The organism is Chitinophaga sp. ARDCPP14, assembly GCF_051362515.1.
Taxonomy (GTDB): Bacteria; Bacteroidota; Bacteroidia; order Chitinophagales; family Chitinophagaceae; genus Chitinophaga.
In genome coordinates this window covers 36,311-49,074 of record NZ_JBKIXB010000008.1, presented here as the reverse complement: position 1 = coordinate 49,074, position 12,764 = coordinate 36,311, and the positions used below count along the sequence as shown (strand labels likewise).

At 48.6% G+C, this 12,764-nt stretch carries 9 protein-coding genes; 2 read left to right on the top strand and 7 right to left on the bottom strand.

The window, feature by feature from the left end:
• Positions 1–3: 3 nt before the first annotated feature.
• Together ACLHR0_RS21485 and ACLHR0_RS21480 are read right to left on the bottom strand one after the other, a co-directional pair.
• Positions 4–1,485: a hypothetical protein gene (locus ACLHR0_RS21485; RefSeq protein WP_436489368.1), complete on the bottom strand. Its 1,482-nt coding sequence runs from the start codon at positions 1,483–1,485 to the stop codon at positions 4–6.
• A gap of 26 nt (positions 1,486–1,511) precedes the next feature.
• Positions 1,512–2,654 (bottom strand): glycoside hydrolase family 130 protein, encoded by a 1,143-nt coding sequence (locus ACLHR0_RS21480; RefSeq protein ID WP_436489366.1) that lies wholly within the window; start codon positions 2,652–2,654, stop codon positions 1,512–1,514.
• A 95-nt stretch (positions 2,655–2,749) separates the two neighbouring features.
• Between ACLHR0_RS21480 and ACLHR0_RS21475 the strand changes: the two genes are divergently transcribed.
• Positions 2,750–5,320 (top strand): hybrid sensor histidine kinase/response regulator, encoded by a 2,571-nt coding sequence (locus ACLHR0_RS21475; RefSeq protein WP_436489364.1) that lies wholly within the window; start codon positions 2,750–2,752, stop codon positions 5,318–5,320.
• 137 nt (positions 5,321–5,457) lie between these two features.
• Positions 5,458–6,027, top strand: a complete 570-nt coding sequence (locus tag ACLHR0_RS21470; RefSeq protein ID WP_429046833.1) for a hypothetical protein — start codon at positions 5,458–5,460, stop codon at positions 6,025–6,027.
• Positions 6,028–6,075: 48 nt separating this feature from the next.
• On the opposite strand, the gene ACLHR0_RS21465 is transcribed toward ACLHR0_RS21470, so the two are convergent.
• The 5 genes from ACLHR0_RS21465 to ACLHR0_RS21445 all read right to left on the bottom strand — a co-directional run bounded on the left by ACLHR0_RS21465 (position 6,076) and on the right by ACLHR0_RS21445 (position 12,757).
• Positions 6,076–7,491: a GDSL-type esterase/lipase family protein gene (locus ACLHR0_RS21465; protein WP_436489362.1), complete on the bottom strand. Its 1,416-nt coding sequence runs from the start codon at positions 7,489–7,491 to the stop codon at positions 6,076–6,078.
• 68 nt (positions 7,492–7,559) lie between these two features.
• Positions 7,560–8,006, bottom strand: coding sequence for a GNAT family N-acetyltransferase (locus tag ACLHR0_RS21460; RefSeq protein ID WP_436489360.1), 447 nt, complete (start codon positions 8,004–8,006; stop codon positions 7,560–7,562).
• Between the two features lie 93 nt (positions 8,007–8,099).
• Positions 8,100–9,554 carry a PLP-dependent aminotransferase family protein gene (locus tag ACLHR0_RS21455; protein ID WP_436489358.1) on the bottom strand — a complete coding sequence of 485 codons (1,455 nt, stop codon included), beginning with the start codon at positions 9,552–9,554 and terminating at the stop codon, positions 8,100–8,102.
• 3 nt (positions 9,555–9,557) lie between these two features.
• Positions 9,558–11,732, bottom strand: a complete 2,175-nt coding sequence (locus ACLHR0_RS21450; protein WP_436489356.1) for an FN3 associated domain-containing protein — start codon at positions 11,730–11,732, stop codon at positions 9,558–9,560.
• A complete protein-coding gene (locus ACLHR0_RS21445; RefSeq protein ID WP_370911460.1) occupies positions 11,732–12,757 on the bottom strand; it encodes a 6-bladed beta-propeller in 1,026 nt (341 codons plus the stop codon). Before ACLHR0_RS21445 ends, ACLHR0_RS21450 begins: the two co-directional genes overlap by 1 nt.
• Between the last annotated feature and the right edge of the window lie 7 nt (positions 12,758–12,764).

Sequence of the window (12,764 nt, the reverse complement as noted above, 5' to 3'; positions counted from 1 at the left end):
TCCTTACTCCCAGCGGAAACTACTCCATAGCCCGTCCATCTGCTTCCAGATAGCATGGGACGCCTGCTGCGGGGAAATTTCAAAGAAGAGGGCGGTACGCTGTTGCGATTCGCAATTGCTTACATGTATGGTACAGTGCAGCACAATGGGGCGCTGTACCATATAGTTTAACATCCGGATAGTGCCACCGTAGGTTTCCACATCTCCTTCCAATGTTTTTACTTTTTTGATATCGACGACCGTAGGAACCTGTTTTTCCGCGGGTATCCTGCGGCCGATAACGTTACGTTTTACCAGGCCATTGTAATAAGCGGTGAGATAGGTATTCAGCGTAGCCGCGTTTACCACGGGCTTATCTTTCAGCCACCAGAGGAAAGCATACGACCAGTGTTCCGCGCTGGTGCTGTCGCCCCATCCTGGTGCAAAGCGGATATCTTCCACACCTTTATAGCGGATCTCCGGGGCAAAGTCCACCGGCACCTGGAAATGTTCTGTTCCCCAGCCCTTCGGCTTGTTCAGCTTATAAGGTGGTTTCCAGTTTACCGGGTCAAAAATATCCAGTGTACGTTTGATCCATTGGATACATTCCGTTTCATCTACAATAGAAAATGCCTCTGCGTAGCGGGCGCCGTTGATGCGTTTGCCGGGTTGCGGTGAAGCGATGAACTCCGCGTCTCCGTTGCCGGCCAGCAGCAGCCTGCTTATCAGTTCAGTGGCATCGGGAATATAGGTATCATACAAACTGTTGCGGCGTTCCTTCAACAGCCACGCGATGTCCGTATCATAATACACGCGCACGGGCATACGTTGCAGGTATTGCTCATTGCCTGCGGCCGTATCTTCCCGGTTGAACGGTGAAAGGGCGCGGTAGCGTTCCGGGCGTGCCGCTGGTGTACCGATTTCGCGGGTCATTTTATCAAGAATATAACCTGCGTCGCCCATTTGTCCGTCGTTTGTTTTTTTCCGGATCACCTGTTGGCACCACTGCCACAATCCATTCAGATCTACCGGGCCGCTGACGGTAAAAACGGCTTTGGGATGTATGGCATAGGCGGCGGGGAACTGCCGGGTTAATTCCGTATAGCGCAGCGCGATATTGCTGGCATACTCGTATCCGGCCAATACAAATTTCGACGTATCGGCTTTGTATTTATTGGCTACATGCTGTATCACGGTGCTGATGCGGTTTACCACGGCGGTATCGGCAAACAGTTGTTCCTGCATGGAAACAAAAACAGTAAGCAGGTCGTTGGCACAGGCCACGTTGTGCAGCTTTGTTTCCGGTACCAGGTTATCCAATTGGTAGAAATTAGACAACACCACCACCACGCCTTTTATCTGATGGGACAGCGGCGGTACGGCAAGATAAAAATTGCCGGTACTATCTTTTGTATCAAAAACTACTTTTTCGATATACTGCGCGTTTGCGGATGATGCTGTAAAAAAAGCAACCATTACAAGCAACGAAAAAAAACGGTTACGCATGATAGCGGAAATTTAATGGTGAACGGTTATGGCAGGGGATCTCCGGGCGCCGGGTGCTTTGGATCAAATACAGCCATCCCTACCCGGCTGTCGGCGCAGCCGTAGTATAAAAACCATTTCTTCTTAAAATATACCAGCCCTTCTATAAACACGGTACCTGCGGCATACTGCCCGCTTTTCTCAAATGCTTCCATGGGACGCAGGAACGGCACATCCAGGCGGGCAATAGCTTTTTCAGGGTCCTGTTTATCAAAAAGTACCTGCCCGGCGCTGTAGCTGTTTGCGGTAAAGCGCCGGTCGCCTCTTTCACCCGGCTGATTCTTCCCGTTATACAGCAACAGGATGCCTTTATCCGTCATAATAGCCGGCGGACCACACTCCGTCAGCCCGCTGTCGAAATAGCCCTTCCTGGGCCTTATAAGCGCCTTTAATGCACCGCTGCTATCGGTAACGGGTTGCCAGTCCACCAGGTTATCAGAGGTAGCGGCAAATACGCCGGCTTCGCCCCAATACATCCAGTACTTTCCATTTACTTTTGCAATCACCTGCTTCTTTCCTTTCAGCATGGTAACGATGGACGCCGATTTATGCGGCTGATCCACGAAACGGCTGCCGGCTTTCCGGAAAATGGGCCCGTGCTTGGTCCAGTTGACCAGGTCTTTACTGGTAGCCACTCCCAGGCGGGGTACCTGCCGGTTCCACTGTGTATAGAAAATCACATAGGTGCCATCAACGGTAACAGCTACACGGGGGTCTTCACAGCCACCCGGCCATTCATAGGTTTGCTGAACATCGTTACGCGGATATAATACCGGTATTTTTTTTCTTTTGAAAGAAGCCCCGTTTTTACTTTCTGCATAGCCGATCCTGGATGTACGCGTACCTATCTTGATACCGGATTTATCTTCTGCGCGGTAGAGCACTACTATTTTCCCGGCCTTCACCACAGCAGCAGGGTTAAAGGTGTCGTTCGACTCCCAGTCGACCTCCCTTTGCAGGAGCGAATCATAAAAATGCGCTGTGGAATCTGTGCGGATCACGGGATTTACGCCGGCGGGCCTTACAAAGCCGCCCATTGCCCAATCGGGTAAACGGTTGGTTTGGGCTTTCAACGGGTGCTGCGTGAGTACTATTATTGCAGCGATCAGAGGCAGAATCTTGCTATTCAAGGTAGTTTGTTTAAATTGAGTATGGAAAGGATAAAGATAATCTCCGCTTTTGACTCATTCAAACAAAACTATATGTGCCCTATTACCAAACGCCTATGAAACATCGGGATCAATTTTTAGCTCGTGGTGGAGAAATGGGCAGGCTGATTAAAAGCATGGACTGGTCGGCAACATCCTTAGGACCTATTGAATGCTGGCCCCAAAGTTTGATAACAACGGTCAGTCTGTGTCTTGCTTCCACATTTCCCGTTTTAATCGCCTGGGGCCCCGATACTATACAGATCTACAATGATAGCTACCGGCTTGTCTGTGGTGATAAACATCCCATGTCTATGGGTCAGAGCTTCCGGGTATGCTGGGAAACAGCACTGCCCGTGGTAGGCGATGCTTTCACCCGCGGACAGTCAGGAGAAGGAACCTATATCAAAGACCAGCGGATGTTCCTGGACCGTAACGGCTACCTCGAAGAAGCGTTCATGACTTTCTCGTTTGCGCCCATACGGAATGAAGCCGGCGAAGTGGGAGGCATTTTTCACACGGTTACCGAAACAACAGATAAAGTGCTGGCTGCGCGCCGGACGCAGGTGTTGCGTGATTTGTCGACCCTGATAGGCAAAGCAGAAACTACTGAAAAGATATGCGAAGCAATATTGGGAAAGACGATTGACTTCAGCTGCGATATCCCTTTCCTGCTGTTATACCAGCTGGATAGCAAAGTAAATAACCATTGTGTGATAGCCGCCGCGGGGATTGATGCGGATACTGCAGGAGTTAACTGGTCTTTCGACGAAGCGTTACAATCCCTGCAACCGGGAGTGATAACTGACCTGGGCAGCCACTTTGGCCATATTCCCTTTGGTCCCTACCCGGAAGCGCCACACAGCGCTGTTGTGCTGCCGGTAAATATCGCCGGCGAGCAGCGGCCATGGGGATTTGTTGTTGCCGGCGTGAGTGCCAGACGAACGCTGGACGAAACTTATTTGAATTTTTACGAATTACTGGGTAACGCTTTCAGCATCGCTTTTTCGAATGTACATGCATATGAACAGGCACAACAACGCAACGACGCATTAGCGGCTATTGATAAAGCCCAAACAGCCGCCAACAGCCCTGAACGGGCACACGTGCTCATCGTAGACAATAACGCAGATATGCGTAACCACCTGGCAAGGCTACTCGAAAAATATTATTATATCACGACTGCCAAAAACGGACTGGAAGCACTGGAGCAAGTGGAGCGCAAAAAGCCGGATCTCATTCTCAGCGATATCATGATGCCGGTCATGAATGGAAAAGATCTGCTGGAACGTTTACGTGGTAACCTGGCTACAGCGCAGATACCTGTTATCTTCCTTTCTGCACGCACCGGTGGCGAAGCACGTATCGATGGATTGGAAGCCGGTGCAGACGATTACCTGGTGAAACCCTTTTCAGCCGTAGAACTGCTTACGAAAGTAAAATCGCATATTAGAATTTTAAAGTTGCGCAACCATGCAGAACAACAACTGAAAAATTTATTTGAACAGGCGCCGGTAGCCATCTGCTTATTGAAAGGACTGTTAATGAATATCGAGGTAGCCAATGAAATACAATTGCAATACTGGGGCAGAGCGGCGGAAGAAGTAATGCAGAAACCACTACTGGAAGCCTTACCAGAGCTGAAATCACAGGGAATGGAAGGCATGATAGAGAAGGCATACACCAGCGGTAAAAGATATATTACCGGTGAACTGCCATTAAAGATCATCCGCTTTGGCAAACCAGAAGATATTATTGTCAGAATTACATTTGAACCGCTGTATGAAGAAAATGGTCATGTTTCCGGTATTATGTGCGTTACCAATGACATTACCTTTTTTGTGGCAGCGCGTGAAGCTGCCAGGAACTATTCGGATAAGCTGGAACAACATGTGGAAGACCGCACCACAGCATTGAAAGTAGCCAATGAAGAATTGAAACGGACAAACAGGGAACTGGAAGATTTTGTATTTATGTCAAGCCATGACCTGCAGGAACCGCTACGCAAAATTCAAACCTTTGGTAACCTTGCTATGAGCGCAGAAGCGGCACGGCAACCGGTAAGAGAATACCTGGAAAAAATGATTGCTTCGGCTTCGCGTATGTCCGGGCTGATCAAAGACCTGCTGACTTACTCCAAACTGAATAAAAATGAAGATCTGTTTATTGAAACAGATCTGAACGTTGTTATGAAAAACGTATTGCGTGATCTTGAACCCGATCTGAAGAAAAGAAAAGCCCATATTGAAATATCACCGCTTCCACGAATAAAAGCTGTTCCGTTACAGATGAATCAGCTCTTTCATAACCTGCTTGATAATTCCCTGAAATTTAATGACCAGGAACCGGTGATCCGGGTAAGTGTGAGCATACTATCACCGGAAAAACAGGCTACCGTTCCAAAGCTGGAAACTGACAAACGTTACTATGAACTGGTATTCCGCGACAACGGTATTGGCTTTGAGCAAAAATACGCGGATCAGGTATTCACTATTTTCAAACGTTTGGTGAGGGTTTCCGACTATCCCGGTTCAGGTATTGGGTTAACCATTTGCCGGAAAGTGGTATTAAATCACGGAGGATATATTTACCCTGAATCACAGTTGAATGAAGGTTGTACGTTTTATGTATACCTGCCGGTTTTGTAAGTGCCGGATGAAATAAAATAACCATCTTACCAAATCAATTTTTAGGAAATTTTTAATGATTTTTATCATGTCCTGGTAATAAATTATCGGCTAATTTTGCTAAATTAATAGTAGCACCAAAACAAACCGATAGACATATGCAATACTGTAGCAGAATTTTTTACCTGATCTGCTTGTTGATGTGTATCAATGTAGCAGCAGACGCGCAAAAGAAGATTACCGGCATTTATCGCAGCATGGATGATTACCTGTCCGGCGGGTTGAGTTATACCAAGGATAACAGCAACAAAACACCCAGGATTCATCTGCATACACTTGCGCCTAAAAGTTATGTCACCCTGGAGCATAATGGCAAAAATATTCATATCAACAAAAATGAAATATTTGCTTATCAGCTCACCAACGGTGATGTTTACCGGGTAGAGGGCAACCACAGTTACCAGATCCTGAATAAAAACCCGCAATTATTGCTGTATAAGAGAAAAATACCCACTTCTCCCAAAGCCGGTCCGGAAGATCAGTACAAAATGTACTTCTCCGCTCCTAACGGTAAAATACAAACGCTGACCGCCTGGAATGTAAAACAGGCCTTCCCTGCGCATGAAACACTGGCCGATCAGATGGATGCCCTGTTTAAACGGGATGCAGAACTGCTGACTTACGACAGGTTCCGCGGGATGTATAAGCTGGAATGGCTGGTAAAATAAACGCATGACAGTTAGCTTTCTGCGTAAAGCGGAAAGCTAACTGTTTAACTACTTTGCCGCTTTTAAAATAAAATCTACAATAGGTGTAGGGTCCGGGAAGCTGTGAGGATGATGGGCGAATCCCGGTTTATGCATCACTATTATATCTCCTCCGAGCGCTTTTATTTTCTCTTCAAACGGCAGCGTATTTTCTTCTGGCGGTACATCCGTATCCGCATCTGCCAGCACATGCAGCATTGGGTACTTTCCTTTTACTATTTCCCTTATTTTATAGAGCGGGCTTCCCTTAAACAGCATAGCAGCGCTATCGGAAGTAAAACCGTAATCCTTTTTGAAAGCTTCCCACTCGTTACGTTGCGCGACCTGTTTTTTAAACTGGCTTCCCGGCCAGCTGCACAGGTCTATCACGGGATTATCTACATATACAGCCGCTACTTTATCCGGATTTTCAGCCGCCCAGTTGTACACGTATACCGCTCCCCTGCTCATGCCTTCCATCACTGCTTTATGTGCCAGTCCGGCTTTGCGCAACAACGAATAATACCCGTTCCATAATTGTATAGCCTCCTTATTGCCAAACAATTCAGCCACATCACAGTATACCACATGATAACCCCGTTCCAGCAGGGCGATATCCGTTTGCGGTTCATGCCCCCAGAAACGGGCGCGCCAGATCCACGGATGACCGGCAGCCGCAAACTTAGGCGCCACCACTTTACAGGCGCGTCCCCTGAAATTAAAATCCGCGCAGCAGTAGCCATAAAATGAGGAGATCTTTTTATCGCCGGGTAACGGGCCAATAGCGTTAAAAGCTGTATCCCGTACCGGGTGCAGTACCTCAAAAAGTGTTTTAGCTATCAAAGTAGTGCCCTCCAGTTCAGGATGAATTCCATCCGGCATGAGTCCAGGTTTACCCATCAGCAGTGCGTTCAGGTTTACCAACTCCAGGTTTTCCTCATAAGCCACCTGTCTTACCTTTGGTAAAATCTGCTTTGTAATCACCGGGTCCCAGATCTGGGTAGTGTCTTTCACAAAAGAAACAATGGGCTGAAGCAACAGGATACGCGGGTGTGAAGGCAATGCCCGGAATGCACGGATCATGTCGTGATAATCCCGCTCGTATTCATCCAGATATACGCGGTTAATCAGCTTGCTGTCGTTGCCGCCGAGGTCGATCAGCACAATATTTGGTTCACTTGCCAATGCAGCTTTATACCCGGAAGTATTCCAATAGGGATGATCGCCCTTTTTCAGTAAAGTGGTACTGCTTACGCCGTAGTTGGTCACCTCAAAGTCCGGCCCCAGGAGCTTTCCCAGCTGCGCGGGATAGGATTCGGTTTCAGGATGCTGCAGCCGGGCGCCGGCACAGATGCTTGCGCCCAAACAGGCAATCTTTACCCGCTGTGCAAATAATGGGACCTGATACAGCAGGATCAATAATAAAATAAAACACCTGGACCTCATGGGTAAAAATTATACGTGGAATAATGGGTTGTTAAGATAATATTTACTTTTATCATTCCACGTATCCCTTACTGCATCTCTTTTACAAGATAGCCTGCTGTTTTCACAAAGCCATTTGCTTCCAGGTAGCCCGGCGCTACGGAAAGCTCTGCCCACATGGCATCCCGGCCCTTATATACCGCCAGGCATTTTTCCAGCAATGAGGCTGCTGCTGTTCCGCCGGCATGCGCCTGCAATATCGCGAAAGCCGACAGGTGTACGATCCGCTTCCCTTCCAGGAATGAAGGCCGCACGCCGCCATCGGTAAGAAAGGCGAAGCCCGCCGGTTCCTCCCCCGCATATACGATGAACCACTGACTTGAAAAACTATTCATACTGTTCACCAGGATTTTTTGGGTGTATTGCCCTTCCATCTTTATTTCGGGATGCTCTGCCAGCCAGGTGCGGGTAAGGTATAACAGCTCATCAATCATCTTGTCTGATGCCACTGCAAACTTTGTAATGATAGTACTCATGTCCGGTTGTTTGAAAGAATGAGCCACGAAAGTAGCAGTCCGCCGCTGCGCAGCGAAATACAGGGAGCCGAAATATAACCGGTACAGGAATGCTCAGCTGTGGGCTACCGCGTAGCTTCCCGCTTTTCGTATAGCCGCCACCTTTGCCGGTGTATATTTATCGGCAAATACCAGCCGGAAATAATGGTCATAAGCGCCTGTAAAAGAGAAGGCCGATCCCGGTGTAAATCTCACCCCGGTATCTTCACAAAAGCGGTAAAAGGCGGTCATATCCAGCGTTTCCGGTAGCTGCACCCACAGGTGATAACCGCCGCCCGGACGACTTACTTTGGTCCCCGCGGGGAAACATTCCCTGATCAGTTTCAAACTCTGCTCACACTGTGCGGCCAGCTGCTTCCGGAAAACGCGCAGGTGTTTTTCATAAGCACTGCCTTCCAGTATTTTATTCATCGTTTCCTGGTACACAGGCGATACGCTGCTGCCCACGGCAAACCGGATCTGTTCTGCCTGCCGGAAAAAGCGGCCGGCCGACAGCCATCCCAACCGGATACCCGGCGCCAGCGATTTTGCAAAAGAGGAACAGGTCATTACCAATCCACTACTATCGAAGGAGCGGATGGTGGAAGGACGCTGGCCGTTGAACGGCAGCTCACCGTAAATATCGTTTTCTATCAGCGCAATGTTGTGGGCTTGCGCGACTTTCAGCAGTTGCTGCTTTTGATCATCCGTTAGCAGTGTGCCGGTAGGATTATGAAAATTCGGTGTAACGACAATGGCTTTAAAAGCATGTATGGCACAGGCTTCCTTCAGCACATCCAGATCAAATCCTGTTTGCGGGCGCACAGGAATTTCCACCACTTTCAGCCGCAGTACACGGATCACTTCTAATACAGAAAAGATACAGGGACTTTCAATAGCAATTACATCTCCTGGCTCACACACCGCTGCCAGCGCAATATATACTGCCTGTAAAGCGCCGTCTGTGATAAGCAATTCATCAGATTGTAAACGGGTATTGTGATGTGCTGCGCGTTTGGTAATGCTTTCACGCAATGTGGCCAAACCATTGGCAGGATAATATTTTAAGAGCGCCGCTCCTTTTTCGCGGATCACCTGCTGCATGGTTTTCAGCAACAACTGCTGCGGCAGCAACAAATCGCCGGGAGCCGCCACGTTGAATTCAGATAGTGCGCTGCGTTGCCGGTTTTCAGAAGAAATCGCCGCCAGGTTATTCCTGAAAACAGGATCCCTTACTATCATGGTTTCAGTTACTTTACCGGTAGCAGCCGGCCGGGCGCTTACATAGTAGCCGGAACGGGGAACGCTTTCCACCAGGCCCCTTAACAGGAGATCGTCATAGGCGCTCTGGATGGTACTCAAACTGGTGCTGTAGTGTGCCTTCAATGTTCTTACTGAAGGTAACCGGTGACCAGGTAAATACTGGCCACCGGTGATCTTACTTTCAATGTTCGCTGCTATTTCTTCGTATTTATATTGTTTCATTTCTTTACCGGCTACGATGACCCGGTAAAGGTAGGCGAATTTCAACAGCTAATTCAACAACAGCTCGTCTGCAAATGCCCATCCGCGGTTTCCTTTACCAGGATGCCAGCCCGGTATTTTCAGCAGGGGTTCCATCACTACTTTTACACAGGAAACGTTGGTAACGGGGAAAGCTGCCGCTATTTCCATAGCGGCGGCGGGGTCGTCTTTTTTTCCTGCTGCCGGAATAATCCGTTTCAATAGCTTCAGGTGTTGTGCATCTGCCCCACCCCATATTTCTATTTTGGCGGGTGGAAAAATATACCCGTTAATATTTCGTAAGATGCCTACCGATACTGACTGCAAGGGTATGGCCTGCTTGAAAAGCAGCATGGCAGACATAGGTTCTTTTACATAGCCCAGCCATTTTCCGTTGCCCTGATCCATACCGCCTTTCTGCCCATCGCATAAGGTTTTGGCGCCACTACCGGCATAAGTTCCGTCCGGCTGCGTGAGCAATACCACACTGTCAGGGATATACGTAGATTTATAAAAACTGAACTGCACCGGGTCGCTGGCGTACCAGCCTTTTTTGCAGGCAATGGCACGGATGGTGGTATTGTTTTGCAGCAACAGGCTGTCTTTAAACAGCGGCGAGTTGATGCTGTCTGGTACTGATCCATCAGTAGTGTAGCGGATCTCCACCCCTTTTATGGGATGCTTCAGCAGCAGTTGTGCCGTACTGTGGAAAACAGAAGCGGTATTCAGTAATAAAGGCTGATTCAGTTTTAATAGTTGTTTACCATCGTCTGTAAATCCTTTGATGATGGCTACCTGTTTAAATGCAGCAGGGAGCTTGTCCAGTTCAGCAGCAGTGAGTCCCGTGTTCCAGAGGTATAACTCCTTCAACGCAGGTGCTGTTTTCAGTACCTGTAGCTGCTGTAAGGTAACGGGGGTGCCGGACAGCGAAAGGCTTTCCAGGTGCGGCAGCTTTGCCAGGGCCGACAGCGTTTGTCCCTTTACGTTAGTAAAGCTCAGGTTCAGCACGCGCAGCTCCGGAAACTGTGCAATGATATTCAGATCGGCATCCTGTACCGGCATCTTCTGCAGGTGCATTTCTATGATCTGCTTTTTCAGCGGGAGCAGTTCTTCAATGGACTTGCTGTTAAACTGATCTTTATTATAGCAGTTAACTACAAGTGGGGCTGCATTTAACGCTACCGGGTAAATAACACGGTAATTGTTATTCAGCTTTTGTACCAGCTTTTCATCTGCTGCGGCAAAGTTGTATACAGGAGCTGTCGATGCGGCTGGCTCTAACATGGCTGCGGCCAGCAACCGCAGGCTATCCTTTGCAGGTAATGCGGCTACTTTTGTTTTAAAATCAGCGCCGCCTTTGATCCAGTAATACAACAGGTCCGCTTCTTCTGGTGTAAGCTGCGGCTTTCCTGCCGGCGGCATATGTTTTTTGGCATCCAGTGGCAGGTGTAGTCTTTCCATCAGCAGGCTCATGTCCGGTTTACCGGCAACAAACAGTTTACCACTCTTTCCACCTTTCAGCAGTTGTTGCGGCAGCTCCATTGCCAGCTCCCCTTTTGCCTTGCCCGCATTGTGGCAGTTCATACATTTCTCCTGCAACACCGGTTTCACCAGGTGTTCATATACCAGCGCCTGGTCGAAGGGCACCTGTGGTCTTTTACCCGCCGGGTTTACCGGCGCCAGCACAAAGTTTTCGCCGTGCGTGATATCAGCTCCCAGGTGACCGGTGATCACCAGCAATGCCGCGGTGATGAGCACACCGCCCTTCTGTAACAGCGGCCGGCTTTTCTCCGATTGTCCAAACCAGTATAAGAAAGAGGCCAGCCAGCACATTGTCACGCCGCTCCATTTGTGCCACTGTAAAGTGCCACTGCCGTTGTATCCTTCTTCACCTGATAAAAACAGGCCCATGATAACGGTAACGACTGCACTGAGTGCGCCGGTAAGCAGTAACACAGATGCCAGCTGTTGTTTCCACGCTTCAGCAGCAGGCTCACGCAAACGGATAAACGTTAAAATGCATGCTACAAGAATCAGTACAATTGGAAAATGCAGCAGCAAAGGATGCATGCGCCCCAGCACCTGCAACCAGGGAGGTAACACCACCCTGTTGCCAAAGATCACGAGGAAAAGGATAAAAATATTTCCGGCAAATAACAGGCTGCTGCCTGCGCTTTGCCATCTGGATGTCTGTTTCGCGGTCATTATACCCTCCTGAGTTTATAAGGATACACCTTCCCCGAGGCCCATTGTGCCACATAGAGGTTCCCGTCGTTATCCACACATACGTCATGCGGATGTACAAATATTTTCTCTGCCTGCTGCATGGGCTGCAGTTTTCCATCGGTATATACCGGTGCGGTGCCACCGATATTGGAAACTACCTTGTTGTCTTTATCCAATATCGTTACAAAACCACTGCCTTCCTTATCCATATTAGGCGAGCGTAATACGGCTGCATACAGGTGATCGCCTTTTATAACCGCGCGGCATACGCAGGCGCCGGGCAGCGCAATTACTTCCTGTAGCTGTCCGTCGAGGCTGAAGCGTTTAAAGCAATTCCGTGTTCTGTCGGTAACAATGAGCGTAGGCGTGCCTTTGCGGTGATCTACCACGATACCGTGGGCATTGTCCAGGTGTTCATCTCCCTGACCCCTTCCGCCAAAATAACCCAGCAGTTTACCATTGCGGTCATAGCGCATTACATATTGCGCACCATAGCCGTCGGCAATATAAAAGTCGCCGTTGTCTGCCACGGTTGTTTCTGTAGGTACAAATTCCTCTTTCTTCTTATACACGCCTGTTTCAGCGGGATAGTCGATAGTCAGCAGAATTTTACCTTCCATCGTTGTTTTGTATACCTGGTGTTTCTCGGTATCCGTAATGAACAGGTATTCGGTACCATTTTCATTGCTGAGTGTAAGTCCGTGTGCGCCGGGGAATTCATGGCCCCAGTTTTCCAGCAGTTTGCCGGATTTATTATAGATAAGAATATTATTTTTTGTTTCGTTGGTCAGCAGGATGATGCGGCCTTTTTTGTCCTGCACCATTTCATGGCAATCTTTCACCGGGTACCGGCTGCTGTCGAGCGTTCCCCATTTGGTGTCCAGCGCATACCGCATATTATTGTGGCCGTATACCGGTCCTTTTGGTTTGGCAAAAAGATCGCGGGAAATATAAAAGGAGGCGGTTACTAACGCCGACGTCTGTATGAATTTTCTTCTTTCCATTATAACA

Bases quoted from the DNA above. Each gene is read 5' to 3' on its own strand.
- ACLHR0_RS21485 (WP_436489368.1), bottom strand. From the start codon at position 1,485: ATGCGTAACCGTTTTTTTTCGTTGCTTGTAATGGTTGCTTTTTTTACA.
- ACLHR0_RS21475 (WP_436489364.1), top strand. From the start codon at position 2,750: ATGAAACATCGGGATCAATTTTTAGCTCGTGGTGGAGAAATGGGCAGG.
- ACLHR0_RS21470 (WP_429046833.1), top strand. From the start codon at position 5,458: ATGCAATACTGTAGCAGAATTTTTTACCTGATCTGCTTGTTGATGTGT.
- ACLHR0_RS21465 (WP_436489362.1), bottom strand. From the start codon at position 7,491: ATGAGGTCCAGGTGTTTTATTTTATTATTGATCCTGCTGTATCAGGTC.
- ACLHR0_RS21460 (WP_436489360.1), bottom strand. From the start codon at position 8,006: ATGAGTACTATCATTACAAAGTTTGCAGTGGCATCAGACAAGATGATT.
- ACLHR0_RS21450 (WP_436489356.1), bottom strand. From the start codon at position 11,732: ATGACCGCGAAACAGACATCCAGATGGCAAAGCGCAGGCAGCAGCCTG.
- ACLHR0_RS21445 (WP_370911460.1), bottom strand. From the start codon at position 12,757: ATGGAAAGAAGAAAATTCATACAGACGTCGGCGTTAGTAACCGCCTCC.